Here is a 25,718-nt window from a genome sequence, read left to right as displayed (position 1 = left end):
CCTGATTTTAACTCTGCCAAGGGAGTCGCATGGCCCGCCGCCGTAAAACCTCAGCGGCAAACCAAAAGCCGTGCACGTGGCACGGCAACGGCAAGCGCCTAGTGGGGGCGCGGCAGCTGGGGAGCCGGCACAGCCGGACGCGGAGAAACCGCTGCCACCGTGGGCCCGGGCAGTTTTTGCCCTGCGGTCAGGAATTTTTGCGGGTCCTGGAAGACACCCTGGACCAGCACCTCGAAATGCAGGTGCGGACCGGTGGAACGGCCCGTGGTGCCCACTTCTGCAATCTTCTGGCCACGCTTAATCAGGTCGCCTTTTTTGACCAGCACGCGGGACGCATGGGCGTAGCGTGTGACGAGTTCGTTGCCGTGGTCGATTTCCACCATGTTGCCGTAGGCGGGGTGGTATTCCTGCGTGACGACCACACCGCCTGCGGCGGCCAGTATCGCGGTACCCGGCTCGGACGGGAAATCCAAGCCGGTGTGCAAGGCCGAGCGCCCGTTCATCGGGTCAATGCGCCAGCCGAAAGGTGAGCCCAGATTGCCACCGGCCACCGGTTCCTGGGTGGGAACCATCATTTTCTTGATCTTCTGGTCGAAGAGGCGCGACTCCATCACGGTCATGAGGTCCACGCGCTGGTCAGTCAGTTTGTCCAGGTCAGCCAGGGTGGCTTGCAGCTCTTCCATGGTCAGCGAGGGACCCGCCACCAGCACGCCACCGCGGCCGGGCGTCACCTTGATGTCATTCGGGCTGACCCCTGCCAGGCCCGACACCCGCTCGCCGAGCGCTTCGAGCTGCATCATCTTGGCCTGCATTTCGCCGACCCGCCTGGCCATGACGTCGAGGTTTTCGCGCATGAAGCGGTCGCGCTGGTCGAATTCGTCCTTGACCATGAGTTTGACCAGTGAGCCGACGACCGGCCAGCCCTCCCGGGCTCCCTTGAGGAACACCCAGTGATAGAGACCCGCAGCCACGAGCATGAGCGCCAGGGCGGCGACAAAGCCGGCCAGCACCAGTTTGGTACCGCTTAAATAAATGGCCCGGCTTTTCGCCAGCCACGCATCCGTGATAATCAAATGCACTTGTCTACCTCTTTTTTTTCAGCTTGCGCTTGCCAGGCTGCTATCTGCCCATCATGACCACTGACCGGCGCCTTCCCCAGGCGCTTTCCGTTTACCAGGCGGCCGGGAATTCACCTTCCCTGGCACGGCTGACGGAGCTCGTTCAGGAGTCCAGCGAAAGGCTCAAGGCCATTGAATCGCTGCTTCCTGAAGCCCTGCGGCCCGCCGTTCAGGCCGGACCGATTGACGGTGAAACCTGGTGCCTGCTGGTAAATGGCAATGCGGCTGCTGCAAAAATCCGGCAGTTGCTCCCCCTGATCCAGGCGCGCCTTCTCGGCAAAGGTTGGAAGGTTACATCAATTCGGCTCAAGATACTAATAGCCAAAAAGTAGTCGTCCAGACCGGCTCACAGAAGCCTCAATACGTCCTGGCCCGCATGTTGATCACATTGCCTGCTACCAATTTCGTAGCGTATGGTACCCATATGGCATGGGGAAGGCAACAGGAAAGGAGAAATGGTGCCGCTTGTCGGAATCGAACTGACGACCTACCGCTTACAAGGCGGTTGCTCTACCAACTGAGCTAAAGCGGCACAAAGCTATTTTACTTGACCCGTTTCAGTGAAGGCCGTGTGCGCGGCGACTTGGGCGGATCCGGCGGCTCGGAACCGTCATCGGCTTGCGTATCAGCGTTGCTTTCGGGCACCAGCTGCATGATCTTTTCCGGGCCTTCCGCCGGGCTGTGCGGGTGCGCAGCCGGCGCGGCAGCCACCGGAGGTGCGCCATGAGGGTCTTCGGCACCCGCCTCAGCACCGGAAACCGGACCGGCGGAAGCCGCAACCATGGGAAAGGCCATGCCTTGCCCGTTTTCACGGGCATAGATCGCAATCACGTGGCTGATGGGCACCATGATTTCCCGGGCACTGCCGGCAAATCGCGCCTTGAACTCGATGAAATCGTTGCCGAGCTTGAGCGACGAGGTCGCGTCAAAACTGATGTTGAGCACGATCTCGTTGTTCTTGACGTACTCGCGCGGCACCTGCACGGTGTCATCCACCGACACGGCCACATAAGGCGTGAAGCCGTTGTCGGTGCACCACTCGTACAAAGCCCGTATCAAATAAGGGCGGGTCGACGTGGAGTCCAGGGCGTTCATGAATTCAGCCAAGTTAAATCCGAAACAGCGTGTCACACTCTTCGCCAGCCGGGGCCGCGGAACCGGCTTCGCCGGGCCGCAGGCGCAGCGCCCCCTCGGGGGGCAGCGCAGTATGCGAAGCGACAAGCGTGGGGGCCATTACTTTCGCATGACCTTTTCGGACGGCGTCAGTGCTTCGATATAGGCGGGGCGCGAAAAGATGCGCTCCGCGTACTTGAGCAGCGGGGCGGCATTTTTCGACAGGTCAATGTCGTAGTAGTCCAGGCGCCACAGCAGCGGGGCAATCGCCACGTCCAGCATGGAGAAGTTGTCGCCGAGCATGAACTTGTTTTTCAGGAAGATCGGTGCGAGCTGTGTCAGGCGGTCACGGATGTGCGAACGGGCCTTTTCAAGCGCCTTTTCGTTGCCTTTGGAGGCGCGCGATTCCAGCGTGCTGACATGGACGAACAGTTCTTTTTCGAAGTTCAGCAGGAAGAGGCGCACGCGCGCACGGTCAACCGGGTCGCCGGGCATGAGTTGCGGGTGCGGAAAGCGCTCGTCGATGTACTCGTTGATGATGTTCGATTCGTACAGGATCAGGTCGCGCTCGACCAGGATAGGTACCTGCCCGTATGGGTTCATCACATTGATGTCTTCCGGCTTGTTGTACAGGTCAACATCGCGGATTTCGAAATCCATGCCCTTTTCAAACAGCACAAAACGGCAGCGGTGCGAGAAGGGGCAGGTCGTGCCTGAATAAAGGACCATCATGGTGCGGAACTCCTAAATGCAAAGGAGTGGATACATTGAAAGCATCCACTCCAGAAGGTGCCGGGAGCTTAGCCCCGGCGAAAAATTACTTGACGTCTTTCCAGAACGCCGCATTCAGGCGCCAGGCAACAAAGGTCAAGCCGAGAAGGAAAATCAGCACCCAGACGCCGACACGAATACGGGTGTTCTGGGCCGGCTCGCCCATCCATTGCAGGTAGCCCACAAGGTCGCCCATCGCCTCGTCATACTGCAACTGCGTCATGGTGCCGGGGGTGAGCTGCTTCCAACCTTTAAAAATCTCCACTTTGTGGCCGTGCTCTTCCTTGTAGTCGTACTGCGGCTCGCGCGTACCCTGCAGTTCCCACAGCACATGCGGCATGGCCACACTCGGGAAAGCGCGGTTGTTCCAGCCCGTGGCTTTGGTGTTGTCGGGGTAGTAGCTGCGCAGGTAGGTGTAAAGATAGTCGGCACCCGTGCCGCCGGCACCCGATCGCGAACGTGCAATCACGGTCAGGTCGGGCGGATTGCCGCCGAACCAGTCCTTCGCCTGCTTGGGATCAATCGCGGCCTTCATGGTGTCGCCGACTTTTTCGGTCGTGAACAGCAGGTTGTCCTTGATTTGCTGCTCGGTCAGGCCGATGTCTTTCAGGCGGTTAAAGCGCATGAAAGCAGCGGAGTGGCAGTTCAGGCAGTAATTGACGAACAGCTTGGCACCGTTTTGCAGCGAGCCCAGGTCATTCGTGTTGTTCGGTGCCTTGTCCCAGGCAATACCGCCTTCGGAAGCGTGTGCACCGGCAACCAGGCCGAGGGCCGCGATCAGGGAAAAAATCAGTTTTTTCATTGTTGTTATCTCCTGCTTAGTGACCGTGGAAAATAATACGGTCAGGCGGCGTTTTGGGCGTACCCAGGCGGCTCCACCACGGCATCAAAAGGAAGAAACCAAAATAGAACAGGGTGCCGAGCTGGGACACGCGCTCACCGATGGCCGATGGCGGCTGAACGCCCAGGTAACCGAGCACCAGGAAATTCACGACAAAAATGCCGTAGAGGTATTTGTGCCAGTCAGGGCGGTAGCGGATGGACTTGACCGGGCTATGGTCCAGCCATGGCAGGAAGAACAGGATGATGACCGCACCACCCATCACGACCACGCCCCAGAACTTGGCGTCGATACCCTTGATCATCATGCCCCAGAGCTCGCCCAGGAAAGGCACGCCGGCCAGCGGTTTGGCCAGCGCATCCAGGCCTTGCGCGATGCCGGCGCCGGCGGAGGGAATGACCAGGCCGATCCAGTTGGCGATGGAAGGCAGCAGGCCCAGCAGCAAGGCCGCGCCAATGGCAATCACCAGCACCGCCGGTTTGAAGATGCCGGAGAGTTTGCGGGCGGCAAGCACTGCGGCGACGATCGCGATGATGCCCAGCGCACCGGCCATTTCACCGGTGATGGCGCGCAGCATGGAGTAGTAAGGCGTGAAGTACCAGACCGGTGCGATGTGTGCCGGCGTCTTCAGCGGGTCGGCCGGGATGAAGTTGTTGTACTCCAGGAAGTAGCCGCCGAACTCGGGCGCGAAAAAGATGATCGCCGTGAAGATCATCAGGAAGACGCTCACACCAAAGATGTCGTGCACCGTGTAATAAGGGTGGAAGGGAATGCCGTCGAGCGGGTGGCCTGCGGCGTCCTTCGGTGCATTCGGGCCCTTGATTTCAACGCCGTCAGGGTTGTTGGAGCCGACTTCATGCAGTGCGATGATGTGCGCAGCCACCAGGCCCAGCAGCACCAGCGGCACGGCGATGACGTGGAAAGCAAAGAAGCGGTTCAGCGTCGCGTCGCCGACCACATAGTCGCCGCGGATCAGCAGCGCCAGGTCAGGGCCGATGAAAGGGATGGCGGCAAACAGGTTGACGATCACCTGGGCACCCCAGTAGCTCATCTGGCCCCATGGCAGCAGGTAGCCCATGAAGGCCTCGGCCATCAGGCACAGGAAAATCGCGCAGCCGAAGATCCAGACCAGCTCACGCGGCTTGCGGTAGCTGCCGTAGAGCAGGCCGCGGAACATGTGCAGGTAGACCACCACGAAGAAGGCCGAAGCACCGGTGGAGTGCATGTAGCGGATCAGCCAGCCCCAGGGCACGTCGCGCATGATGTATTCGACAGAGCCGAAGGCCAGCGCGGCATCGGGCTTGTAGTTCATCGTCAGGAAGATGCCGGTGACGATCTGGATGACCAGCACCAGCATGGCCAGCGAGCCGAAGACGTACCAGAAGTTGAAGTTCTTCGGTGCGTAGTACTCGCTCATGTGCTCTTTGTAGAGCTTGCTGGCGGGAAACCGGTTGTCGACCCAGTTCATCGCCTTGACGGCGAGCGGGGCATCGGGGGAAATTTCTTTGAATTCAGCCATAACTGATCCTGGTTCGGTGGGATTCTTTGGCAAGCACCTGGTACGCGGCAGAAAGGTCGGCGGGTATCAGGTGCTGGCTACAGGGTCTTGTGAAGGAGCTTGGTTAACGCGGGTTACGGCAAGCGCCTTCAGGCCTTCTTGTCTTCACCAATCAGCAGACGGGTGTCCGAAAGGTACATGTGCGGCGGCACTTCCAGGTTGTCCGGCGCGGGCTTGTTCTTGTACACGCGGCCAGCCATGTCGAAGGTCGAGCCATGGCAGGGGCACAGGAAACCGCCGGCCCAGTCGTTGGGCAGCGAAGGCTGCGCGCCAGGCTGGAACTTGTCGGAAGGCGAGCAGCCCAGGTGCGAGCAGATGCCCACCACCACAAGCGTTTCGGGCTTGATGGAGCGGTTTTCGTTGCGGGCGTATTCAGGGGTCAGTTCGTCGGGCTTGCGCTCGGATTTGGGGTCGGCCAGGAGGGCGTCGACCTTGGGCAGCTCGGCGAGCTGCTCGGGCGTGCGTTTGATGATCCAGACGGGCTTGCCGCGCCATTCCACCGTGATCTTTTCGCCGGGCTTCACACCGGAGATATCGACCTCGACGGCCGCACCGGCAGCCTTGGCTTTTTCGGAGGGCTGGAAAGTGCTGACAAAGGGGATTGCGGTGGCTGCAACGCCTGCGCCGCCTACAGCGCAGGTGGCCACGAGCCAGTTTCTTTTATCTTTATCGACGGGGGCGCCGTGGGGCACACCGTTCGCGCTTGCTTCGCTTGCTTGGGTCATGAGAGTCCTTCAAGAACTGGCTTGAAATAGGCTTGGTGGGAGGCTTAGTGGGGTCAACCCGCAATTGTAGCGGAGCGCGATGTCGTTTTTCAAGGCAGAGGGCCCGGCCCGGGCGGTGGCGGCCCGCATGGCTGGGCTGGAAGTGCCTGTTTTTAAGGCAGTCGGCCGCCTTCGCATACTTTGTTGCAAGCCGCCCCTTCCGCGCCGCCCGAAAACACGGCCAGCCTTCATAATCATTTTTTTCAGAACGCCGGTACGGCCGGCAACCGCTGCCAATAACAGGAGAGACTCATGGGAATGATGCAGGAATTCAAGGAATTTGCCGTCAAGGGCAATGTGATCGATCTGGCCGTAGGCGTGATCATTGGCGCCGCTTTCGGCAAGATCGTCGACGCCGTGGTGAGCGACCTGATCATGCCGCTGGTGGGCCTGGTCTTCGGCAAGCTGGACTTTTCCAGCATGTACGTATTGCTTGGCACCGTGCCGCCGGGCACCGACATGTCGCTTGAAGCCCTCAAAAAAGCCGGCGTCCCGGTCTTTGCCTACGGCCACTTCCTGACGGTGAGCGTCAACTTCGTCATCCTGGCCTTCATCATTTTCCTGATGGTCAAGCAGATCAACCGGCTCAAACGCCACCACGAAGCCGCGCCACCGCCCGCCGCGCCGCCTGAAGACATCGTGCTGCTGCGTGAAATCCGCGACAGTCTAAAAAAGTAAGCACCCCCCTGTGGTCCGCTCACTTCGTGTAGCGGGCCTCTCCCCTGCAGGGGACGGCGCCTTGCGGCTGGCAAAGCCAGACCGCGGCCCTCGCTTGAAAGATATCTACCCCCCTGTTGCCCGCTCACTTCGTGTAGCGGGCCTCTCCCCTACAGGGGACGGCGCCTTGCGGCTGGCAAAGCCAGACCGCGGCCCCCGCTTGCGAAGAGACGGTGCTTGCTATTGATTCAATAGCTGCTAGCGCAGACTGCTATTGGGTCAGAGCCCGATTTCGCTTGATTTTTAGCTGGCGCGCCATGCGAACAGCCGCCAGCAAGCTGGATGCGTCCGCGCGCCCCGTGCCGGCGATGTCAAACGCCGTGCCGTGGTCTGGGCTCGTGCGCACCAGCGGGAGGCCCAGCGTCACATTCACGCCCTGCTCCACGCCCAGGTACTTGACCGGGATCAGCCCCTGGTCGTGGTACATCGCCACCACCACGTCAAACTCGCCGGGCTTGCCGGCGGCATGGCGCGCGCGCATGAATACCGTGTCGGGTGCGAAGGGACCGCTCACATCCAGCCCTTCTGCGCGGGCGGTAGCGATGGCCGGCGCGATGATGGCCTGCTCTTCGCTGCCGAACAGTCCGCCTTCACCGGCGTGCGGATTCAGCCCCGCCACCGCAATGCGCGGTGCCCGGCCCAGGCTGGCAGCCACTGCGCGATGGGTGATGCGCAAGGTCTGCAACACGTTGTCAAAGGTGACGGCCTCAATGGCGTGCCGCAGTGACATGTGAATGCTCACCAACACGGTCTTGAGTTCGTCGTTGGCCAGCATCATGCGCACCGGCACGTCCGCCGCCGATTTACCCAGAAAAGCGGCAGCTTCAGCCTGGAGCATTTCGGTGTGGCCCGGAAAGGCCGCTGCCCAGCCGCCGGCCGCCGCCAATGCTTCCTTGTGGATGGGCGCTGTCACCATGGCGCACGCCTCACCGGCCAGCACGCTGCGGGCAGCCCAGACGATGCAGTCGGCCGCGGCCTGGCCCGCCTGCGCATTGACCTGGCCGTAAGGCACGGCCTCCAACTCGCATTTTTGCAACACCCCGATGCAATGGGGCGGCACCCCCACCGCATCGGCCAGGGCGTCCAGCCGGGCCACCGGCAGCGCCAGCGGGGACGCTGTCAGCGCGGCAGCGCGGCGCATCGTGGCGACATCACCCACCACGGTGCAGCCCGCCATTTCAACGGGTGCATCGCGAAAAGCCCTGGCGATGATCTCCGGGCCGATGCCGGCGGCGTCACCCATGGTGATGAGCAGCGGCTTGTTCACAAGCCGGGCGCCGCCGCGGTGAATTGCGGCCGCAGGGTGCATTTGGTTACAGGACAGCCCATAATCACAAAGAAACAGGTCAACACACCGGCTGCACAGCGCGGCGCCGGATCAATGAATTCAGGGGGGTCGGTCAGATGCATGCTGGGGGTATTTTGGCGCAAACCACATCGCAGCGGCAGCCCGCCAGCGCACAGGACATCAGCCTGCCATGAATGCTGCCATGCCCGTCCTGATGTCCGACGGTGAAATGATGCTGTGGAGTGCTGCGGCCGGCGCACTTGGCCTGGTGCTGCTGCTGGCCCTGGCCGATGCCCTTTACAGCCGCACCCGCGCTGCCTGGCAGACCCTGGCTTACCTCGTGCTTTGCTGGCTGGTGGTGATGCTGCTGTGCGGCCTGCCCATGGAGCTCTGGCCGGACGGCAAGGAGTCGCTGGGCATTGCGCAACTCCTTGTCGGGCCGGCTTGCGCGTCGATGGGCAGCTTCGGCGCCAGCAAATGGCTGTCGGCCCACCAGCGCGACCACCTGATGAAGGTCAGCCTGTTAACCATCACCCTGGTCTGCATCGCCGGCGGGCCGCTCTGCCTGCTGCTGGAGCCGCAGTGGGCCCTGCCCGCCTCGGCAACGCTCGCCGTCGTCAATCTTTCCGTGGTGCTGTGGCTGTCGGTTCGCGCCACGCAACTCGGTGACCGGATGGCCTGGGGCCTGGCGCTGGGCTGCCTGCTGACGCTGCCCGCGCAGATCGGCCTGTACGGCCTGGCGCTGAGCCCCACCCGGTTTTCACTGCCGCTGCAGGCCGGCGTGGCCATGGCAGCCTTGCTCAGTGTGGTCATCACGGCCGCCATGCTGTGGCTGCGCAACCGGCAGACGCGGCAATTGAAGCACGGCGAAGCGTCGGGGCACGACCCGATCACCCAGCTCTATGACGGCGTGGCGWTGGTGCAGAAAATCATCCGTGCGCAGCGCCGGCGTCTGCGCACGCGGCGCGACGGCGCGCTGATGGCCGTGCTGCTGTTCGAGCCCGAAGGCCTGCTGCCCCAGATCGGCCAGGCCGGCCTGAACGAAATCTATATCCAGATGGCGCGCCGCATTCAGCGTCACACCGGCGCCGTCAACCCGGCCGGCCGCTACTATGACCGCTGCTTTGTCGTGCTGCTGGAAACCATGCATTCGCCGCGCTGGATACGCACACTGGGCCTGCGCGTGGCCTCCGACCTGCGCCGGCCGATGGACGTGACGGCCCTGGGCGGGGGGCGTGCCCGGATCAAGCCGGACATTGCCGTCGGCATCGTTCATCTGTCGGTCGCCGGCAAGGACGTCGCCCAGCTGCTGCACGAAGCGCAGTCTGTGGCGCAGGCTGCCCGCGCCATGCGCTCCCGCGCCGCGCTGCTGGACCCGGAAACCCGCACCGCCGTGCCGGTGGAGCATGCCGAGCTGGGCTCCAGCTGGCATGCGCTGCGAAACGCCGCGCCGCAAACACCGCTGCGGGCCAAACCCGCCAGTTCCAACACCGGCCGCGCCGGGCGGCAGCGCCACAAGCCGGCCTGATCCTCTCGGGAAAAAGCTTCAGGCCGGGTTGTCGATGTCGATGAACTGGTGGGCAAGGCCCAGCTGCGTGGCAACCTGCGCCGCCACGGCCGGCGCGCCGTAGCGCTCGGAGGCGTGGTGCCCACAGGCGATGAAGGCCACGCCCATCTCGCGCGCGTAGTGCGCCTGGGGTTCGGAAATCTCGCCGGTGATGAAGGCGTCGGCGCCTGCGGCAATCGCCGCCTCAAAATACCCCTGCGCGCCGCCCGTGCACCATGCTATGTTTTTAATAGCTGATTGCGCTGGTCCTGCTTTGGTTACAACCCGATTAAGTACTTTTTCCAGATGTGTTGCCAGTGCGCCGGCATCTGAAAATTCCCCTCCGTCGACGCGCCCACCGATAAAACCCAGGTCCTGTTCGCCGAAACGCCCCGTCGCCGTGAGGCCCAGTTGCAAGCCCAGCTGGGCGTTATTGCCGAGCTCGGGGTGCGCGTCCAGCGGCAGGTGATAGGCGTAGAGGTTGATGTCGTGCGCCAGCAACAAGGCCAGGCGCTGCTTCATCCAGCCCGTGACGCGGCCGTCCTGGCCACGCCAGAACAGGCCGTGGTGCACAAAGATGGCGTCGGCCTGCGCCGCAATGGCCGCTTCGATCAGCGCCAGGCTGGCGGTAACGCCGGAAACAATCTTGCCGACCGAGGGTTTGCCTTCGACCTGCAGACCGTTGGGGCCGTAGTCCTTGAAGCGCGCGGGCTGCAAAAGCGTGTCAAAGGCCTGCAGCAAGTCCTGTCGTGTGGTGCTCATGGCCCCATTGTCTCAGGGCGCTGCTTCAGGACGCTCAGCTTTTCTCAAGGCCCAGCAACGCGTCCTTGAGCATGAAGTCCGCCGGAACGGACCCCAGCCAGATGCCCAGCACCATGCGAAAGAACTCCGCATCACCGACCGCTGCGCCCTGCGGCTGCTCGGCGATGAAAAAGCTGGTGCCCTTGCCCGGAACAAACTCCATCGCGAACGAATCGCCGGGCATCAGCTTGCTGCGGCCCGAGAAGATATCGATCAGACGGTTGCTCGACACCGAGTGGCGGCTGACAGCGTCGCGGCTTGAGTTGTCGGCCATGCCGCGCAGGAAGAGCCGGCCCAGGTCGGTGCCGGAGACTTCGCGTAGCGCCACAAAGGCCAGGCGTATGGGCGTTCCCAGCTTCATCGCCTCGTCGGCCGACGAGACCTTGCGGCTCGTGTACAGGGCCATGTCATAGACCTTGAAAATGGCCTTGAAGCGGGTGCCGGCGCCGTTGAGCTGCAGTGTGGTGCCCTGCGCCACCACACTGGCCGGAAATTTCGTCGCCGTGGGTGCGGCCAGAACCGGCAATGCCAGTCCCGCCGAACCCGCTGTCAATGCGGCCGCGCCACGCGCGAGCCAGGTCCGCCTTGAACACTGATGCATGTTGTCACCTCCGTTATGGTTGTTGACCGCGGGCGGCGGTTCAGGCTGCCCGCGGCTGCGGCCTTGCGGCAGCCAGGAACATGGTACCGGAGCCAGCCGGCATGCTTCCTTACAGCGAGCGGGGACCCGAAGCGATAAACTCCATCAGTTGGCGCCGCGCCCCTTCCGGCCCTGTGCCGCCCCGGATTCCCGCCCCCTTTCGTCTTCCGCACCTTCGTACCGGCACGCCGACCCTCACGCCTCATGAAACGCACCTGGCTTCTTTTTTCCCAAACCGTCACCGTCCTGCTGGCGGCCTACTTCGTGGTGGCCACGCTCAAGCCGCAGTGGCTGGACCGCGGCAACATGCCGGGCGTGTCCGTCATCGAGGCCCCGGCCGGCACCGCACCGCGCAGCGGCGGTGCCGGAAGCGGCTTCGCATCGGCGGCCAAAGTTGCCTCGGCAGCGGTGGTCAGCATCAACACCAGCAAGGCCGCCGCCAAAAACCCGCATGCCGAAGACCCGTGGTTCAAGTTTTTCTTCGGCGACCAGAGCCCCAATGAACCGCAGGGCGGACTGGGCAGCGGCGTCATCATCAGCGCCAGCGGCTACATCCTGACCAACAACCACGTGGTGGAAGGCGCCGACGAGATCGAAGTCATCCTCAACGACACGCGCAAGGCAAAAGCACAGGTCATAGGCACCGACCCGGACACCGACCTGGCCATCCTCAAGATCGACCTGGACAAGCTGCCCGTCATCGTGCTGGGCAACTCCGACGCCTTGCAGGTGGGCGACGCCGTGCTGGCCATCGGCAACCCGTTTGGCGTGGGCCAGACGGTCACCGGCGGCATCGTGAGCGCACTGGGGCGCAACCAGCTGGGCATCAACACCTTTGAAAATTTCATCCAGACCGACGCCGCCATCAACCCCGGCAACTCGGGCGGCGCGCTGGTCGACGTGAACGGCAACCTGATGGGCATCAACACCGCGATTTATTCGCGCTCGGGGGGCTCCATGGGCATTGGTTTCGCCATCCCGGTGTCGACTGCCAAGCTGGTGCTCGACGGCATCGTGAAGGACGGCCAGGTCACGCGGGGCTGGATCGGCGTGGAGCCGCAGGACCTCAACCCCGAACTCGCTGAAACATTCGGCCTTCCGGCGGCTGCGGCCAAAGAGGGTGGTGTCATCATCACCGGCGTTCTGCAAAACGGCCCGGCCGCGCAGGCCGGCCTTCTACCCGGCGACGTGATCACCGCCGTGAACGGCAAGGGCGTACGCAACGTGAGCCAGTTGTTGACCGCTGTGGCAGCCCTCAAGCCCGGCACGCCGGCGCCGTTGACGGTGCTGCGCAAGGACAAGCAGACCGAGATCCCGGTGACGCCCGGCAAGCGCCAGCGGCCCAAGGTGCAGCAGCGCTGACCAGCCGGGGCGCCGTCAGCACGCTGCAATCGTGCATGAAGATGCTACCAAATTAATAGCGACTTGCGCACGGCCACATTGGGCTGTGGCCGTTTTTTTCCAAAAAGATTTGACGTCCCGTGCATGCGGGAGGGGCTGAGCCGGCGAGCGCCGGCGGAAGTCAGGGTTTGGCTACTTCGGTGTCGCTGTCAGTCTCTGGCACCTTGGTGTGCTTGACGAACAGCAGGGCCGCCAGGATGCCGACCTCATACAGTCCGCCCACCACCATCAGCAGCATGATCATGGAGCCGGCGTCGGGCGGCGTGACCAGGGCGGTGCCGATGGCGGCGATCACCCAGAAATAGCCGCGGTACTGGCGCAGCTGGGCCACGGTGAGTATGCCCATGCGCACCAGCAGGATCACCGCAATCGGCACTTCAAAGGCCAGCCCGAACGCGAGGAACATGCCCAGCACGAAGCTCAGGTATTCCTCGATGTCCGGCGTCGCCGTGATGGACTTGGGCGCAAAGCTCTGGATGAAGGCGAACACCTGGCCAAACACGAAGTAATAACAAAACGCCACGCCGATGAAAAACAGCAGGGTGCTGGAAATCACCAGCGGCATGACCAGTTTTTTCTCATGCGAATACAGGCCCGGTGCGACAAAGGCCCACACCTGGTACAGCACCACCGGCAGCGCGATCATGAAGGCGGCCATGAAGAGGATCTTGATCGGCACCACGAACGGCGTGATCACGCTGATGGCGATCAGCGTGGCGCCCTTGGGGAGCGTGGCCACCAGCGGGGCGGCCATCAGGTCATAGAGTGCGCTGGCGCCGGGGTACACCGCCAGCACGGCGGCCGCAATGCCGATGGCAATCACCGCTTTGATCATCCGGTCGCGCAGCTCCACGAGGTGCTGCACAAAAGGCTGCTCGGTGCCCGCGAGTTCGTCGGGCTTGTCGGTGTGGGGATCGCTCATGAGGGGAATTTGCGCTGGTGGGGCTGCGCGGGGAGGCACGCAAACAGGAAGGAATCAGCAGGAAAGCAGCTCAAGGCATGCGGCCCGGCTGCGGACGGAAGCGCGCCACGCGGGCCGCGCCGGACTGGGCCTTGGTGCGTACGCCCGAACGGGCCTTGTACCACTGGGGCGTCGCGCCCTGCTTGAGCCGCCACTTCTTTTTCGGGTGCCTGTACTCGGGGAAGATTTCCATGCCCGGCAAAGCGCCGGAGGACGACTCTCCCGTGGCCTCGGCCCAGGATTTTTCGAAATCGCTGGCGTTGGTCTGGATGGAGTTCTCGACGTCACGGGCGGCGCCCTCAACGGTTTCCTTCATCTTCTTGAGCTCGTCCAGCTCCATGGAGCGGTTGACCTCGTTTTTGACGTCGGCCACATAACGCTGGGCCTTACCCAGCAACGTACCCACGGTACGCGCCACGCGCGGCAGCTTCTCCGGGCCGATAACGATCAGCGCCACGGCGCCGATGAGCGCCATTTTGGAGATGCCTAGATCAATCACTGCAGAAGGTGTCGCTGGAAGGTTGCGTCAGATGATTGCGCTCAAGACTTCTGCTTGGCTTCAACGTCGATTGTCGTTTTGTCAGCGGCCTGGGCGTTGGTCACGCTGGCGGGCGGCACGGGCACGTCGGCGGGCGTCTGGCTGCCGTCCTTCATGCCGTCTTTAAAACCCTTGACGGCGCCGCCGAGATCGCTGCCCATGTTTTTGAGCTTTTTGGTGCCGAACACCATCACCACGATCAACAGCACGATCAGCCAGTGCCAAATGGAAAATGAACCCATGATTTGCTCCTAATCTGTAAATACAGGTGTAAATGCAACATTGCCGGTTTGGGGCGGTTTGCACGCAATTGCGTTGATTCTAAAGGCCCTGCCTGCCGGAAAACCGATTACACACATTGGCCTACCGGTTTAGTGTGGTTGTGCGCACCAGGGTTCCCTTTGGCTTGTAACCCTTCTAGCCCTTCAGCCATGGCCGCGGGCCGCCGATCACGTGAAAGTGCAGGTGATGCACCTCTTGGCCACCCTCGGCGCCGGTATTGGTCACGATCCGGTAGCCGCCCTCCGGATAGGGGTTACAGCCCTGCTCCATCGCCAGTTTGGGGGCCAGCACCATCATGCGCCCCAGCAAAGCAGCGTGTTCGGGGCCGACCTGGGCCATGGACGGAATATGGTCCTTGGGAATGATCAGGAAATGCACGGGCGCCCACGGGTTGATGTCGTGAAAAGCGTACAGCTCGTCGTCTTCGTACACCTTCCGGCTTGGAATGGTGCCCGCAGCGATCTTGCAAAAAATGCAGGTGTCGGAATGGTTCATGGCTTGGGTCGTGGCTGAAAGGGCTTATGTGGGGCGATGGCTGTTAAAACGCATCCAGCCGCGCACGCAGCGGTACAGGTACCAGAGGCAGACAATGCCATAGGCCACCCACCCCGGCACAATCAACAGCCACAGCGGCGACAGAAGCACCAGCCAGGCCAGCGTCCACCAGAAGGTGCGGATCATGTAGTTGTGGTGGTCGATGTAGAGCGCATCGGTTTCATCCGCGCGGCGAATGTAGTTGATGATGACGGCGATCACCGCAAACACACCGCCGCTGAACCAGGCCAGCGTGTGCAGGCCGTACAGCACATGCATGACGGCGCGGTCGTTGGGATTCTTGCCTTCGAATTCGGCCAGGTCGGTTTCCATGCGTTCAGGTTCCAGTCAAAGCGATATCAGGGAGAAGAAAAATCAGCCACGGTGTGGGGCCAGGAAACGCCCGTCTCAGGGCTTTTCGGCCGCATCACGGTGCTGGGCCTTGCGCAAGGCTTTTTCCTCGATGCCGCTGGTGCCTTCGCGGCGCTCCAGCTCGGCAATCACGTCCAGCGGGCTGAGGCCGTAATGCGCCAGCGCAATCAGGCTGTGAAACCACAGATCGGCCACTTCGCCAACCAGCTTGCCCTTGAGCTCTGCCGTGGGCCCGCCGCGGTCGATGTCTTTGGCCGCCATCACGGTTTCCGTGGCTTCTTCGCCGATTTTTTTCAGGAAAGCGTCGGGGCCTTTATGCAGCAGGCGCGCCACATAGCTGGTGTCCGGGTCACCGCCGTTGGCCGCCTTGCGGCTTTCGATGATCTGCGCCAGGCGCTGGAGGGAGTCATTCGTGGTCATGTTTGCCGGAGTCTGTTGATGCTTTTTTATACATGGTTGTCGGGTCTTTCAGGACCGGCTCGGTCACCACCCATTGACCGTCTTTATACACACTGAAAAAGCAGCTGTGGCGGCCCGTGTGGCAAGCTATGCCCKGCGTGTGGCCCAGCTGCGTCACCTTGAGCAGGATCACGTCGTTGTCGCAGTCCAGGCGGATCTCATGCACCGTTTGCTGGTTGCCGGATTCCTCACCCTTGTGCCAGAGCCGCCCGCGCGAGCGGCTGAAATACACCGCCTGACCAAGCTCGGCAGTTTTTTGCAGCGCCTCCCGGTTCATCCAGGCGAACATGAGCACATCGCCGCTGGAGGCTTCTTGTGCAATGACGGGGATCAGGCCCTTGTCGTCCCAGCTGACTTCATCTAACCAGTTCATGGTGTGTATTGTCCAAGATTGCGTTGAACAGCTGTATTACAAGCCGCCAAACCACGGGGGCTCTGTGCTGACGCCAGTTTCGCCGGAAAATGATTCGCTATCAAATCAGGAGCTGCTTGCGCCTGTATTCATTGGGCTACAGGCCAAAACCGCTTAAGAAATGCTACAGACGGACAGGGATGCCGCGTGCCGCCATGTGAGCTTTCGCCTGCTGCACCGTGTATTCACCGTAATGAAAAATGCTGGCGGCCAGCACCGCGTCGGCGCCGCCGGTCTGTATGCCGTCGGCCAGATGCTCCAGGTTGCCGACGCCGCCCGAGGCGATCACGGGCACGCTGATGGCGTCACTCACCGCGCGGGTCAGGGCCAGGTCAAAGCCCGACTTGGTGCCGTCGCGGTCCATGCTGGTCAGCAAAATTTCGCCGGCACCGCGGCGCGCCATCTCGGTGGCCCAGGCCACGGCGTCCAGGCCGGTGTTCTTGCGCCCGCCATGGCTGTAGACGTCCCAGCCCGGGCCGACCGGTTCGCCGGCGGGTGTGAGGCGCTTTTCGCCTTCCGCGCCGCGGCGCTTGGCGTCGATCGCCACCACGATGCACTGCGAGCCGTATTTGGCAGAAGCGTCAGCGATCACCTGCGGGTTGGCGATGGCGGCCGAGTTGAAACTGGTCTTGTCGGCCCCGGAATTGAGAAGGCGACGCACGTCTTCAACGGTGCGCACACCGCCGCCAACCGTCAGCGGAATAAACACTTGCGAAGCCACCGCTTCGATGATCGGCAGGATCAGGTCGCGCCCGTCGCTGGTGGCGGTGATGTCGAGGAAAGTGAGCTCATCGGCGCCCTGCTCGTTGTAACGCGCGGCGATTTCGACCGGGTCGCCTGCGTCGCGCAGCTGGGTGAAGTTGACGCCTTTGACCACGCGGCCGCCAGTCACATCAAGGCAAGGAATGATTCGTTTGGCGAGCATGGGTTAGGACGCAGAAAACAACACGATTAGGGGGGCCGCTATCGCCAACGCCAGGCAAAACAGCAAAAAACCCGGTAAGGCTGAGAAGCCGTATTCAATGGCCACATATCCCAACACGGCGGCTACGCTCAACCCCACTGTGAGAATGACGCTCCAAAGTGGAATCTTGCGCTTGCTTAATGGACTAGCCATTCAACTCATCGGCTCTCGCCTGAGCTTTCTCAAAATCGAGATCACCGCTGTAAATCGAGCGCCCGCAGATCACACCTTCCACGCCCTCTTCCTCGACCTCGCAGAGCTTTTCGATGTCGGCCATGTTCGAAAGGCCGCCGGAGGCGATCACGGGAATCGTCAGCGCCTGGGCGAGCTTGACGGTGGCGTCGATGTTGATGCCGGTCAGCATGCCGTCGCGGCCGATGTCGGTGTAGATGATGGATTCGACGCCGTAGTCCTGGAATTTCTTGCCGAGGTCGATGACCTCATGGCCGGTCATCTTGCTCCAGCCGTCGGTGGCGACCTTGCCGTCCTTGGCGTCCAGGCCGACGATGATGTGGCCGCCGAAGGCCGTGCAGGCGTCTTGCAGAAAACCGGGGTTCTTGACGGCTGCGGTGCCGATGATGACGTAGCGCAGGCCGGCGTCAAGGTAGCGCTCGATGGTGTCCAGGTCACGGATGCCGCCGCCCAGCTGCACGTCGATTTCGCTGCCGACCTCGGCCAGTATCTGCTTGATGGCAGCCTCATTCTTGGGCTTGCCTGCAAAGGCGCCATTCAAATCCACCAGGTGCAGGCGGCGCGCGCCCTTGTCGACCCAGCTGCGCGCCATGGCGGCCGGGTCTTCGCTGAAGATGGTGGATTGATCCATGTCGCCCTGTTTGAGGCGGACGCAGTGACCGTCTTTCAGGTCAATCGCGGGGATAAGTAGCATGTGCGGTTAAAGACGGTAAAACGGTAAAGGACAAAACGGACGCTCAGGGTAACAAAAAGCCGGACGCCCCGGTACCGGGTCTGACCCAAGGTATTCAGGGATTCCAGTGCAGGAAATTGCGGTACAGGGCCAGCCCGTGGTCGGCACTCTTTTCGGGGTGGAACTGGGTGGCAAAAATATTATCGCGTGCAATCGCCGCCGTAAAGCGCGCGCCGTAGTCGGCCTCCCCCGCGATGTGGCGTGCATCCGACGGCCGGGCATAAAAGCTGTGTACAAAATAAAAGTACGCGCCGTCGGGAACTCCAGCCCAGACCGGGTGGGCCCTGGCCGTGCCCGCACCATTTTGGTAAACCTGGTTCCAGCCCATCTGCGGCACCTTGTAACGGCTGCCGTCGGGCTGGATTTTGCCGGCCAGCTCGAATTTGGTGACCTCCCCAGGGATTAATCCGAGGCCGGTGGTACCCACGCCGCCGTCGCCGGGCTGGCCTTCGTCGCTGTGGCTCAGCAGCATCTGCATGCCAACACAAACACCGAACAGCGGCTTGTTGGCCGCAGCGTGCAGCACCGACTCCAGCATGCCGGAATCTGCGAGCTCGCGCATGCAGTCGGCAATGGCGCCCTGGCCAGGCAGCACGATGCGTTCGGCCGACATCACATCTTCGGCCCGGGAGGTGACCAGCACGTCAAAGCCGCTGCCGCCCGCCACATGGCGAACAGCCTGTGACACGGAGTGCAGGTTGCCCATGCCGTAGTCGACCACGGCGACTGTTTTGGGTTTTGCCATTGAAAGTCGAAAGGTAGTTTGCTACGAATTTAATAGCTGCTTGCGCCCGTCACCATTGGTCTGGAGGCAAAAACAGGCATTAAAACAAGGATTGGACGTGTTCCCGGCGTTGAGTGCGAAGGGGTTACAGCGAACCCTTGGTCGATGGAATCACGCCTGCGGCGCGCGGATCGATCTCCAGCGCCATGCGCAGCGCGCGGGCAAATGCCTTGAACACGGTTTCGGCCTGGTGGTGGGCGTTCTCGCCCTTGAGGTTGTCGATGTGCAAGGTCACAAAGGCGTGGTTCACAAAGCCCTGGAAGAATTCGTAGGCGAGCTGGCTGTCGAAGGTGCCGATCATGCCGCTCTTGAAAGGAACATGCATCTCGAGGCCCGGACGGCCCGAAAAATCGACCACCACGCGCGACAGCGCCTCGTCGAGCGGCACATAGGCGTGGCCGTAGCGGCGCAGGCCTTTTTTGTCTCCCACAGCCTTGGCCACGGCCTGGCCCAGCGTGATGCCCACGTCTTCCACCGTGTGGTGGCCGTCAATGTGCAAATCGCCCTTGGCCTGGATGTCGAGGTCGATCAGGCCGTGGCGGGCGATCTGGTCCAGCATGTGGTCGAAAAAGCCTATGCCCGTGGAAAGGCTGGCTTTACCGGTGCCGTCCAGGTTGAGCTTGACGATGATCTGGGTTTCGGCGGTGTTGCGTGAAACCTCGGCAATGCGGGGAGCGTGGGTAGGGGTGGTCATAGGGATTTTTCAAGCGCCGCCAGCATTTGCACGTTCTCGTCCGCGGTGCCGACCGTCAGGCGCAAACAATTGGCCAGCAATGGGTGCATTTTAGAAACGTTTTTGACCAGGACCTTGCGCGATTTCATGCCTTCAAAGGTTTTGGCCGCATCAGGCACCCGCACCAGGATCATGTTGGCGTCGCTTTTCCAGGCTTTGACGCCCCTGGCCGCCATGCCGGCCAGGGCCTGCAGCAACACAGCACGTTGAGCCACCAGCTCCGCGGCCTGGGCGGCGAATTCACCCTGGTGCTCCAGCGCGAACAGCGCGCATTCGTAGTTGAGCACACTGATGTTGTAGGGCGGGCGCACCTTGTCGATCTCGGCAATCAGCGCTTTCGGGCCCATCATGTAGCCGATGCGCACGCCGGCCAGGCCGAACTTGCTCAGGGTGCGCATCAGCAGCACATGGCTGTGCCTGGCGATGCGGTCGATGTAGCTTTTGCTGGAAAACGGCTGGTAGGCCTCGTCCATCACGACCAGGCCACCTTGTTCGCCCACGGCTTCGATGATCTTTTCAATCACCGTGTCGTCCCACAGGTTGGCCGTCGGGTTGTTCGGGTAGGCCAGGTAAATGATGGACGGCTGGTGTTCGGCAATAGCGGCCAGCATGGCGGCTTGGTCGAGCTCAAAGTCGGCCGTCAGCGGCACGCCGATGAATTTGAGACCCTGCAGCTGCGCGCTCATGGCGTACATCACAAAGCCCGGCAATGGCGCCAATATGGAGCCCCCTTCCACATCGCAGGCCATGGCCAGCAGCGAGATCAACTCGTCCGAACCGTTGCCCAGCATGATGTCGAAGCCCTCGGGCATCTGCGCATAGTCGGCCAGGGCCTTGCGCAGATCATTCACGCGGCCATCCGGATAGCGGTTCAATGCCAGCGCACCCAGACGCTGGCCCAGATGGGCCTGCAGCGATGCCGGCAGGCGGTGCGGGTTCTCCATGGCATCAAGCTTGACCATGCCGGCCGAGTCCTGGATGGCGTAGGCATGCATGGACTGCACGTCCTGGCGAATCAGTTTTTTGAGCTCGGAGGCCAGTACGGTATCTGACTGTTTCATGATGGGTGAATTGATTCTGTCTGGCGGTATTGTGATTGCCGACTCGCTCAGCAACTGCTTTTCTGCACGAAAGCGGAGCCCGTGGGCATGCTCATGTTGGCCACGTCTTTGCGGTTCAGCAGCTCCCTGAACATGGGATCTACAAAAAGCTTCACGCATTCGCCGGAACGGAAAGTGCCACTCACAGGAAGCGTCAGCGACAAGATGTTTGAAACGGTCACCACAATGGAGCTGACGTCGCGATTGCCCTGCTGCGCACCAATGGCGTTGGCCAGCATAACGCCAGCAGAGCCCCCAGCAAGCGTCGCGCTACTTTGCTGAACCGAACTCAAACCATAGTAGGGCGAGGCAGATACTTCGGAGACCACTCCTGAAAGCTCAATCGCATTGGGAGGTTTCTCTGAGGGTTGCACCACGGACGCGCAGCCCTGCAACCCTGCCAGCGCAATGCAAGCAGCAACGACAAGATTCAGCGATCTGAAAATGCGGGTCATTTACGATTCAATCGGGTTTGGAAAGCCGCATTTCGGCCGCGCGAGCATGCGCCTGCAGGCCCTCGCCATAAGCAAGTTCTGCGGCGATCTTGCCGAGGACTTGCGCACCGGCTTCGCTGACTTCGATCAGGCTGGAGCGCTTCTGGAAGTCGTAGACACCCAGTGGCGAACTGAAGCGCGCCGTGCCGCTGGTGGGCAGCACGTGGTTGGGGCCGGCGCAGTAGTCGCCCAGCGATTCGCTGGTGTAGGCGCCCAGGAAGATCGCGCCGGCGTGTTTGAGCAGAGGCTCCCACTTGTGCGGGTCGTGGCTGGAGACTTCGAGGTGTTCGGGGGCAATGCGATTGCTGATCTCGCAGGCCTCTTCCATGCTGCGGGTGTGGATCAGCGCGCCGCGGCCGGTGAGGGACTTGGCGATGATCTCGGCGCGCGGCATTTCGGGCAGCAGCCGGTCAATCGCAGCCTGCACGGCATCGATATAGGCGGCGTCGGGGCACAGCAGGATGCTTTGGGCCAGCTCATCATGCTCGGCCTGGCTGAACAAGTCCATGGCCACCCAGTCGGCGGGCGTGCTGCCATCGGCCAGCACCAGAATTTCAGACGGGCCGGCAATCATGTCGATGCCCACCGTGCCGAAAACGCGCTTTTTGGCACTGGCCACGTAAGCATTGCCGGGGCCGGTGATCTTGTCGACCTTGGGCACGGTTTGCGTGCCGTAGGCCAGCGCGGCCACGGCCTGCGCGCCGCCGATGGTGAAGGCGCGGGTGACCCCGGCCACATAGGCGGCGGCCAGCACGAGCTCATTGCGCTCGCCTTTGCTCGACGCCGCCTGGTCGCCTGAGCCGCCCGTGGCTACGCTGCCGCGCACAGGCGTTGGCACCACCATAATGATCTCTTGCACACCAGCCACGTGGGCGGGGATGGCGTTCATGAGCAAGCTGGAAGGGTAGGCAGCCTTGCCGCCCGGAACGTAAATGCCCACCCGGTCCAGCGGCGTGACCTTCTGGCCCAGCAGCGTGCCGTCTTCGTCGCGATAACTCCAGCTCTCTCCCGATGCCTTCTTCTGTGCCTCGTGGTACTTGCGCACCCGGGCGGCTGCGGCCTGCAGGGCCTCGCGCTGGGCAGCGGGAATGGCATCAAATGCGGCCTTGAAATCCGCCTGCGTCAGTTCCAGCCCAGCCATCGACGCAGCTGACAGGCCATCAAAGCGCGCCGTGTATTCCAGCACCGCCGCATCGCCGCGCTGCTGCACATCGGCCAGGATGTCGGCCACGCGTTGCTCAATGGCCGCATCGGTGTCGGCAGACCAATGCAGGCGCGCCTTGAATTCAGCCTCAAAATCAGCTGAAACCGTTGACAGACGAGCGGGAGCAGCTATTAATTTCATAGCATCAAGATTTAAGGGAAGGTGCAGAGGTGGCGGCAGAAAAAGCGTTTATCAGCTTGCGGATGGGCTCTTGCTTGAGCTTGAGCGCAGTCTGGTTCACAACGAGGTGCGAGCTGATGTCCATGATGCGTTCGACCTCGACCAGGTGGTTGGCCTTGAGCGTGCTGCCGGTGGAGACGAGGTCGACGATGGCGTCGGCCAGGCCTGTGAGCGGCGCCAACTCCATGCTGCCGTAGAGCTTGATCAGGTCGACGTGCACGCCCTTGGTGGCGAAAAACTCGCGGGCAATCGCCACGTACTTGGTGGCCACTTTCAGGCGCGAGCCCTGGCGCACGGCGGCGGCGTAGTCAAAGCCCTCGCGCACGGCCACACTGATGCGGCATTTGGCGATTTGCAAATCGAGCGGCTGGTACAGGCCCTGGCTGCCGGATTCGATCAGCGTGTCTTTGCCGACCACGCCGAGATCGGCACCGCCGTACTGTACATAGGTGGGCACGTCGGTGGCGCGCACCAGCACCACACGCAGGCCGGGCTGGTTGGTGTCCAGGATCAGTTTGCGGGATTTTTCCGGGTCGTCGAGTACCTCGATGCCGGCGCTCTTGAGCAGCGGCAGGATGTCGTCGAAGATGCGGCCCTTGGATAAAGCAAGCGTGATCATGCTTTGACTCGCTCTATGTCGGCACCGATTCCGCGCAGCTTGGCTTCCATCTGGTCGTAGCCGCGGTCCAGGTGGTAGATGCGGTCCACCATGGTTTCGCCTTCGGCCACCAGGCCGGCAATTACCAGGCTGGCGGAGGCGCGCAAATCAGTAGCCATCACGGTGGCACCCGACAGCTTTTCAACGCCTTCCATGACGGCAATCTTGCCGTCGATCTGGATCTTGGCACCCAGGCGCACCATTTCGTTGACGTGCATGAAACGGTTTTCAAAAATCGTCTCGGTCACCGTGCTGCTGCCCTGTGCAATGGCGTTCAGCGCCATGAACTGGGCCTGCATGTCAGTCGGGAAGCCAGGGTATTCGGTCGTACGGAAGGATTGCGCCTTCATTCGGCCGCTGGCCTGGATGCGGATAAAGCCTTCGCCCGCCGTTACCACGGCGCCGGCTTCGCGCAGCTTGTCGATCACCGCGTCGAGGTGGTCGGCTCGGCCATGCTTCAAAACCACGTCACCACCGGCAGCGGCCACCGCGCACAAAAAGGTGCCGGTTTCAATGCGATCGGCCACCACCTGGTGGGTGCAGCCATGCAGGCACTCGACACCCTGAATGCGGATGCGGCGCGTGCCGTGGCCTTCAATCTTTGCGCCCATCTTGATGAGCATTTCAGCCAGGTCGCCAATCTCGGGCTCCTGCGCGGCGTTCTCCAGGATGGTTTCGCCTTCTGCCAGGCTGGCCGCCATCAGGAAGTTTTCAGTGCCGGTGACCGTCACCATGTCGGTGGTAATGCTGGTGCCCTTGAGTCGCTTCTGACCAGCCGGCAGCTTGGCGATCATGTAGCCGTGCTCCACGGCAATTTCAGCGCCCATGGCCTGCATACCCTTGATGTGCTGGTCGACCGGCCGCGAACCAATGGCGCAGCCGCCGGGCAGTGACACAGTCGCCTCGCCAAAGCGCGCCAGCAGCGGGCCGAGGGCCAGCACGGAAGCGCGCATGGTTTTGACGAGCTCATAAGGGGCTTCGGGTGAGCTCAGGCCGCCGGCATTGAGCACCACGGTGCTGGGCACGTCCTGGCTGCGTTCGGCCTGCACACCCATGTTGCGCACCAGCTTGAGCATGGTGGCCACATCCTGCAGGCGCGGCACATTCTGCAGCGTCACCGTGTCGGCTGTCAGCAGGGCTGCACACAGTTCCGGGAGCGCGGCATTCTTGGCACCGGAAATTTCGACCGTGCCGGCGAGTGATTTGCCGCCCCTGATGAGTAATTTGTCCATGTTCTTATTGCGTGTTGTTGTTGGCCCATTCGGTGGGCGTATACGTTTTCATCGACAGCGCATGCACTTCGTCGGTCTGCATGCGGCCACCCAGCGTGGCGTACACCTTCTGGTGGCGCTGGATCAAGCGCAGGCCCTCAAAGGCGCTGGAGATGATTGTCGCGTACCAATGGCGGCCGTCGCCCGACAGTTCGATATGTTCGCACGGCAGGCCTGCGGTGATGATGGATTGAAGTTCTTCGCTGGTCATAAGTTTTCTATTGAGGCATGAGACGAGTGTCTTCGCAAGCAGGGGCCGCGGAACTGGCTTTGCCAGGCCGCAGGCGCAGCGCCCCCGAGGGGCTGGAGCCCGCGGCTCCAAGCCTGCCTGCGCAGGCTTGGACGGGCGACAGAGGCGAAGCGTCTCGCGAGCCGCGGCCTGCAAGGCCTCGGGAGCGACACGAAGTGCGCGAACGTGGGGGCCATATCTCTAGTGTCTGATTTTGTAGCCTGTGCGCAGCATGTTGACCGCGACACCACTCACGACCAGCAGCGCGGTGGTCACGATACCCAGGCTCAGCCAGGGCGAAACATCGCTGACGCCAAAGAATCCGTAGCGGAACCCGTCAATCATGTAGAAAAACGGGTTCAGGTGGCTGACCTTTTGCCAGAAAGGCGGCAGCGAGTGAATCGAATAAAACACGCCGCTCAGGAAGGTCATGGGCATGATGACGAAATTCTGGAAGGCCGCCATCTGATCGAACTTTTCAGACCACAGCCCGGCGATGACGCCCAGCGCGCCCAGCATGGCGGCGCCGAGCACCGCGAACAGCACAATCCACAGCGGCGCCACAAAAGCGGGTTGGCCGAAAAATACGGTGACGGCAAACACGCCGGTACCCACCAGCAGGCCACGCGCGACGGACGAGCCGACGTACGCAAAAAACCAGTGCCAGTGCGACAGCGGCGTGAGCAGCACAAACACCAGGCTGCCCATGATCTTGCTCTGGATCAGCGACGAAGAGCTGTTGGCGAACGCGTTCTGCAACACGCTCATCATCACGAGTCCGGGCACCAGGAAGGCGGTGTAGCTGACCTGGTCGTAAACCTTGACCTGGTCCTGCAGCACGTGGCCAAAGATCAGCATGTAGAGCACGGCGGTCAACACCGGGGCTCCGACCGTCTGGAAACCCACTTTCCAGAAGCGCAGGGTTTCCTTGTAGAGCAGTGTTTGCCAGCCAGTCATTCAAAAGCCCCCACGCTTGTCGCTTCGCGTACTACGCGAGGCCTTGCAGGCCGCGGCTCGCGAGACGCTTCGCCTCTGTCGCCTGTCCAAAGCTGCTCAAGCA

At 62.1% G+C, this 25,718-nt stretch carries 31 protein-coding genes and 1 tRNA gene; 4 read left to right on the top strand and 28 right to left on the bottom strand.

The window, feature by feature from the left end:
• Window positions 1–98: 98 nt before the first annotated feature.
• Window positions 99–1,079, bottom strand: coding sequence for a M23 family metallopeptidase (locus AC1DY9_RS06300; protein WP_457279690.1), 981 nt, complete (start codon window positions 1,077–1,079; stop codon window positions 99–101).
• 53 nt (window positions 1,080–1,132) lie between these two features.
• Between AC1DY9_RS06300 and AC1DY9_RS06295 the strand changes: the two genes are divergently transcribed.
• Entirely contained in the window at window positions 1,133–1,450 is a 318-nt protein-coding gene (locus AC1DY9_RS06295) for a hypothetical protein (RefSeq protein WP_457279691.1), read from the top strand.
• Window positions 1,451–1,574: 124 nt separating this feature from the next.
• Here AC1DY9_RS06295 and AC1DY9_RS06290 read toward each other — a convergent pair.
• The 6 genes from AC1DY9_RS06290 to petA all read right to left on the bottom strand — a co-directional run bounded on the left by AC1DY9_RS06290 (window position 1,575) and on the right by petA (window position 6,126).
• A tRNA-Thr gene (locus AC1DY9_RS06290) sits at window positions 1,575–1,650 on the bottom strand.
• A gap of 11 nt (window positions 1,651–1,661) precedes the next feature.
• Window positions 1,662–2,213 carry a ClpXP protease specificity-enhancing factor gene (locus AC1DY9_RS06285; protein WP_457279692.1) on the bottom strand — a complete coding sequence of 184 codons (552 nt, stop codon included), beginning with the start codon at window positions 2,211–2,213 and terminating at the stop codon, window positions 1,662–1,664.
• 138 nt (window positions 2,214–2,351) lie between these two features.
• Complete coding sequence (locus AC1DY9_RS06280) at window positions 2,352–2,963, bottom strand: glutathione S-transferase N-terminal domain-containing protein (protein ID WP_007868077.1); 612 nt, start codon at window positions 2,961–2,963, stop codon at window positions 2,352–2,354.
• Window positions 2,964–3,048: 85 nt separating this feature from the next.
• Window positions 3,049–3,804: a cytochrome c1 gene (locus tag AC1DY9_RS06275; protein WP_477666063.1), complete on the bottom strand. Its 756-nt coding sequence runs from the start codon at window positions 3,802–3,804 to the stop codon at window positions 3,049–3,051.
• A gap of 16 nt (window positions 3,805–3,820) precedes the next feature.
• Window positions 3,821–5,362 carry a cytochrome b gene (locus tag AC1DY9_RS06270; protein WP_477666062.1) on the bottom strand — a complete coding sequence of 514 codons (1,542 nt, stop codon included), beginning with the start codon at window positions 5,360–5,362 and terminating at the stop codon, window positions 3,821–3,823.
• Window positions 5,363–5,490: 128 nt separating this feature from the next.
• The gene (gene petA / locus AC1DY9_RS06265; RefSeq protein WP_457279695.1) at window positions 5,491–6,126 is read right to left on the bottom strand and encodes a ubiquinol-cytochrome c reductase iron-sulfur subunit; all 636 of its coding nucleotides are present in this window, start codon (window positions 6,124–6,126) and stop codon (window positions 5,491–5,493) included.
• Between the two features lie 291 nt (window positions 6,127–6,417).
• Here petA and mscL point away from each other — a divergent pair, with 291 nt between their 5' ends.
• Complete coding sequence (mscL, locus tag AC1DY9_RS06260; RefSeq protein WP_457279696.1) at window positions 6,418–6,843, top strand: large conductance mechanosensitive channel protein MscL; 426 nt, start codon at window positions 6,418–6,420, stop codon at window positions 6,841–6,843.
• Window positions 6,844–7,093: 250 nt separating this feature from the next.
• Here the strand turns inward: mscL and pdxA are convergent, their stop codons facing one another.
• Window positions 7,094–8,149 (bottom strand): 4-hydroxythreonine-4-phosphate dehydrogenase PdxA, encoded by a 1,056-nt coding sequence (gene pdxA, locus AC1DY9_RS06255; protein ID WP_477666061.1) that lies wholly within the window; start codon window positions 8,147–8,149, stop codon window positions 7,094–7,096.
• 223 nt (window positions 8,150–8,372) lie between these two features.
• Between pdxA and AC1DY9_RS06250 the strand changes: the two genes are divergently transcribed.
• Window positions 8,373–9,698 (top strand): hypothetical protein, encoded by a 1,326-nt coding sequence (locus tag AC1DY9_RS06250; RefSeq protein ID WP_477666060.1) that lies wholly within the window; start codon window positions 8,373–8,375, stop codon window positions 9,696–9,698.
• An 18-nt stretch (window positions 9,699–9,716) separates the two neighbouring features.
• Here AC1DY9_RS06250 and AC1DY9_RS06245 read toward each other — a convergent pair whose 3' ends face one another.
• Together AC1DY9_RS06245 and AC1DY9_RS06240 are read right to left on the bottom strand one after the other, a co-directional pair.
• On the bottom strand, window positions 9,717–10,478 hold the full coding sequence (locus AC1DY9_RS06245) for a Nif3-like dinuclear metal center hexameric protein (RefSeq protein WP_457279699.1): 762 nt from the start codon (window positions 10,476–10,478) through the stop codon (window positions 9,717–9,719).
• Between the two features lie 34 nt (window positions 10,479–10,512).
• Window positions 10,513–11,118: a chalcone isomerase family protein gene (locus AC1DY9_RS06240; protein ID WP_457279700.1), complete on the bottom strand. Its 606-nt coding sequence runs from the start codon at window positions 11,116–11,118 to the stop codon at window positions 10,513–10,515.
• Window positions 11,119–11,361: 243 nt separating this feature from the next.
• On the opposite strand from AC1DY9_RS06240, the gene AC1DY9_RS06235 reads away from it, so the two are divergent.
• On the top strand, window positions 11,362–12,519 hold the full coding sequence (locus tag AC1DY9_RS06235; protein ID WP_457279701.1) for a S1C family serine protease: 1,158 nt from the start codon (window positions 11,362–11,364) through the stop codon (window positions 12,517–12,519).
• 160 nt (window positions 12,520–12,679) lie between these two features.
• On the opposite strand, the gene tatC is transcribed toward AC1DY9_RS06235, so the two are convergent.
• From tatC to AC1DY9_RS06145, 18 genes are all read right to left on the bottom strand, one after another.
• A complete protein-coding gene (tatC, locus tag AC1DY9_RS06230) occupies window positions 12,680–13,480 on the bottom strand; it encodes a twin-arginine translocase subunit TatC (protein ID WP_477666059.1) in 801 nt (266 codons plus the stop codon).
• Window positions 13,481–13,550: 70 nt separating this feature from the next.
• Window positions 13,551–14,018: a Sec-independent protein translocase protein TatB gene (gene tatB / locus AC1DY9_RS06225; protein WP_457279703.1), complete on the bottom strand. Its 468-nt coding sequence runs from the start codon at window positions 14,016–14,018 to the stop codon at window positions 13,551–13,553.
• A 41-nt stretch (window positions 14,019–14,059) separates the two neighbouring features.
• Window positions 14,060–14,299, bottom strand: a complete 240-nt coding sequence (tatA, locus tag AC1DY9_RS06220) for a Sec-independent protein translocase subunit TatA (protein ID WP_122955331.1) — start codon at window positions 14,297–14,299, stop codon at window positions 14,060–14,062.
• A 175-nt stretch (window positions 14,300–14,474) separates the two neighbouring features.
• Window positions 14,475–14,834, bottom strand: a complete 360-nt coding sequence (locus AC1DY9_RS06215; RefSeq protein ID WP_457279704.1) for a histidine triad nucleotide-binding protein — start codon at window positions 14,832–14,834, stop codon at window positions 14,475–14,477.
• Between the two features lie 24 nt (window positions 14,835–14,858).
• Entirely contained in the window at window positions 14,859–15,206 is a 348-nt protein-coding gene (locus AC1DY9_RS06210; protein WP_457279705.1) for a DUF4870 family protein, read from the bottom strand.
• Window positions 15,207–15,281: 75 nt separating this feature from the next.
• Window positions 15,282–15,665, bottom strand: a complete 384-nt coding sequence (locus AC1DY9_RS06205; RefSeq protein ID WP_457279706.1) for a phosphoribosyl-ATP diphosphatase — start codon at window positions 15,663–15,665, stop codon at window positions 15,282–15,284.
• Window positions 15,652–16,077 carry a phosphoribosyl-AMP cyclohydrolase gene (gene hisI, locus AC1DY9_RS06200; protein WP_477666058.1) on the bottom strand — a complete coding sequence of 142 codons (426 nt, stop codon included), beginning with the start codon at window positions 16,075–16,077 and terminating at the stop codon, window positions 15,652–15,654. Before hisI ends, AC1DY9_RS06205 begins: the two co-directional genes overlap by 14 nt.
• Window positions 16,078–16,240: 163 nt before the next feature.
• Window positions 16,241–17,041, bottom strand: a complete 801-nt coding sequence (gene hisF / locus AC1DY9_RS06195; protein WP_457279708.1) for an imidazole glycerol phosphate synthase subunit HisF — start codon at window positions 17,039–17,041, stop codon at window positions 16,241–16,243.
• 184 nt (window positions 17,042–17,225) lie between these two features.
• A complete protein-coding gene (gene hisA / locus AC1DY9_RS06190; protein WP_332700223.1) occupies window positions 17,226–17,966 on the bottom strand; it encodes a 1-(5-phosphoribosyl)-5-[(5-phosphoribosylamino)methylideneamino]imidazole-4-carboxamide isomerase in 741 nt (246 codons plus the stop codon).
• Window positions 17,967–18,060: 94 nt separating this feature from the next.
• On the bottom strand, window positions 18,061–18,750 hold the full coding sequence (gene hisH, locus AC1DY9_RS06185) for an imidazole glycerol phosphate synthase subunit HisH (RefSeq protein WP_457279709.1): 690 nt from the start codon (window positions 18,748–18,750) through the stop codon (window positions 18,061–18,063).
• A gap of 124 nt (window positions 18,751–18,874) precedes the next feature.
• Window positions 18,875–19,483 carry an imidazoleglycerol-phosphate dehydratase HisB gene (gene hisB, locus AC1DY9_RS06180; RefSeq protein ID WP_457279710.1) on the bottom strand — a complete coding sequence of 203 codons (609 nt, stop codon included), beginning with the start codon at window positions 19,481–19,483 and terminating at the stop codon, window positions 18,875–18,877.
• Entirely contained in the window at window positions 19,480–20,583 is a 1,104-nt protein-coding gene (hisC, locus tag AC1DY9_RS06175; protein WP_477666057.1) for a histidinol-phosphate transaminase, read from the bottom strand. Before hisC ends, hisB begins: the two co-directional genes overlap by 4 nt.
• A 47-nt stretch (window positions 20,584–20,630) precedes the next feature.
• Window positions 20,631–21,077, bottom strand: coding sequence for a hypothetical protein (locus AC1DY9_RS06170; protein WP_477666056.1), 447 nt, complete (start codon window positions 21,075–21,077; stop codon window positions 20,631–20,633).
• A 7-nt stretch (window positions 21,078–21,084) separates the two neighbouring features.
• Window positions 21,085–22,461: a histidinol dehydrogenase gene (hisD, locus tag AC1DY9_RS06165; protein WP_477666055.1), complete on the bottom strand. Its 1,377-nt coding sequence runs from the start codon at window positions 22,459–22,461 to the stop codon at window positions 21,085–21,087.
• 4 nt (window positions 22,462–22,465) lie between these two features.
• Entirely contained in the window at window positions 22,466–23,119 is a 654-nt protein-coding gene (hisG, locus tag AC1DY9_RS06160; protein ID WP_457279713.1) for an ATP phosphoribosyltransferase, read from the bottom strand.
• Complete coding sequence (gene murA, locus AC1DY9_RS06155; protein ID WP_477666054.1) at window positions 23,116–24,390, bottom strand: UDP-N-acetylglucosamine 1-carboxyvinyltransferase; 1,275 nt, start codon at window positions 24,388–24,390, stop codon at window positions 23,116–23,118. Before murA ends, hisG begins: the two co-directional genes overlap by 4 nt.
• Window positions 24,391–24,394: 4 nt before the next feature.
• Entirely contained in the window at window positions 24,395–24,640 is a 246-nt protein-coding gene (locus tag AC1DY9_RS06150) for a BolA family protein (protein ID WP_457279715.1), read from the bottom strand.
• A 219-nt stretch (window positions 24,641–24,859) separates the two neighbouring features.
• Window positions 24,860–25,615, bottom strand: a complete 756-nt coding sequence (locus AC1DY9_RS06145) for an ABC transporter permease (RefSeq protein ID WP_457279716.1) — start codon at window positions 25,613–25,615, stop codon at window positions 24,860–24,862.
• Between the last annotated feature and the right edge of the window lie 103 nt (window positions 25,616–25,718).

The sequence above is a fragment of the Polaromonas sp. P1_F6 genome, assembly GCF_056405695.1.
The sequence above is the reverse complement of the archived record's forward strand: the minus strand, read 5'-3'. Positions and strand labels throughout refer to the sequence as shown.

Excerpts from the sequence above, each read along its gene's own strand:
- AC1DY9_RS06295 (WP_457279691.1), top strand. The coding sequence starts at position 1,133 with ATGACCACTGACCGGCGCCTTCCCCAGGCGCTTTCCGTTTACCAGGCG.
- AC1DY9_RS06285 (WP_457279692.1), bottom strand. The coding sequence starts at position 2,213 with ATGAACGCCCTGGACTCCACGTCGACCCGCCCTTATTTGATACGGGCT.
- AC1DY9_RS06280 (WP_007868077.1), bottom strand. The coding sequence starts at position 2,963 with ATGATGGTCCTTTATTCAGGCACGACCTGCCCCTTCTCGCACCGCTGC.
- AC1DY9_RS06275 (WP_477666063.1), bottom strand. The coding sequence starts at position 3,804 with ATGAAAAAACTGATTTTTTCCCTGATCGCGGCCCTCGGCCTGGTTGCC.
- AC1DY9_RS06270 (WP_477666062.1), bottom strand. The coding sequence starts at position 5,362 with ATGGCTGAATTCAAAGAAATTTCCCCCGATGCCCCGCTCGCCGTCAAG.
- petA (WP_457279695.1), bottom strand. The coding sequence starts at position 6,126 with ATGACCCAAGCAAGCGAAGCAAGCGCGAACGGTGTGCCCCACGGCGCC.
- mscL (WP_457279696.1), top strand. The coding sequence starts at position 6,418 with ATGGGAATGATGCAGGAATTCAAGGAATTTGCCGTCAAGGGCAATGTG.
- AC1DY9_RS06245 (WP_457279699.1), bottom strand. The coding sequence starts at position 10,478 with ATGAGCACCACACGACAGGACTTGCTGCAGGCCTTTGACACGCTTTTG.
- AC1DY9_RS06240 (WP_457279700.1), bottom strand. The coding sequence starts at position 11,118 with ATGCATCAGTGTTCAAGGCGGACCTGGCTCGCGCGTGGCGCGGCCGCA.
- AC1DY9_RS06235 (WP_457279701.1), top strand. The coding sequence starts at position 11,362 with ATGAAACGCACCTGGCTTCTTTTTTCCCAAACCGTCACCGTCCTGCTG.
- tatC (WP_477666059.1), bottom strand. The coding sequence starts at position 13,480 with ATGAGCGATCCCCACACCGACAAGCCCGACGAACTCGCGGGCACCGAG.
- tatA (WP_122955331.1), bottom strand. The coding sequence starts at position 14,299 with ATGGGTTCATTTTCCATTTGGCACTGGCTGATCGTGCTGTTGATCGTG.
- AC1DY9_RS06215 (WP_457279704.1), bottom strand. The coding sequence starts at position 14,834 with ATGAACCATTCCGACACCTGCATTTTTTGCAAGATCGCTGCGGGCACC.
- AC1DY9_RS06210 (WP_457279705.1), bottom strand. The coding sequence starts at position 15,206 with ATGGAAACCGACCTGGCCGAATTCGAAGGCAAGAATCCCAACGACCGC.
- AC1DY9_RS06205 (WP_457279706.1), bottom strand. The coding sequence starts at position 15,665 with ATGACCACGAATGACTCCCTCCAGCGCCTGGCGCAGATCATCGAAAGC.
- hisF (WP_457279708.1), bottom strand. The coding sequence starts at position 17,041 with ATGCTCGCCAAACGAATCATTCCTTGCCTTGATGTGACTGGCGGCCGC.
- hisA (WP_332700223.1), bottom strand. The coding sequence starts at position 17,966 with ATGCTACTTATCCCCGCGATTGACCTGAAAGACGGTCACTGCGTCCGC.
- hisH (WP_457279709.1), bottom strand. The coding sequence starts at position 18,750 with ATGGCAAAACCCAAAACAGTCGCCGTGGTCGACTACGGCATGGGCAAC.
- hisB (WP_457279710.1), bottom strand. The coding sequence starts at position 19,483 with ATGACCACCCCTACCCACGCTCCCCGCATTGCCGAGGTTTCACGCAAC.
- hisC (WP_477666057.1), bottom strand. The coding sequence starts at position 20,583 with ATGAAACAGTCAGATACCGTACTGGCCTCCGAGCTCAAAAAACTGATT.
- AC1DY9_RS06170 (WP_477666056.1), bottom strand. The coding sequence starts at position 21,077 with ATGACCCGCATTTTCAGATCGCTGAATCTTGTCGTTGCTGCTTGCATT.
- hisD (WP_477666055.1), bottom strand. The coding sequence starts at position 22,461 with ATGAAATTAATAGCTGCTCCCGCTCGTCTGTCAACGGTTTCAGCTGAT.
- hisG (WP_457279713.1), bottom strand. The coding sequence starts at position 23,119 with ATGATCACGCTTGCTTTATCCAAGGGCCGCATCTTCGACGACATCCTG.
- murA (WP_477666054.1), bottom strand. The coding sequence starts at position 24,390 with ATGGACAAATTACTCATCAGGGGCGGCAAATCACTCGCCGGCACGGTC.
- AC1DY9_RS06150 (WP_457279715.1), bottom strand. The coding sequence starts at position 24,640 with ATGACCAGCGAAGAACTTCAATCCATCATCACCGCAGGCCTGCCGTGC.
- AC1DY9_RS06145 (WP_457279716.1), bottom strand. The coding sequence starts at position 25,615 with ATGACTGGCTGGCAAACACTGCTCTACAAGGAAACCCTGCGCTTCTGG.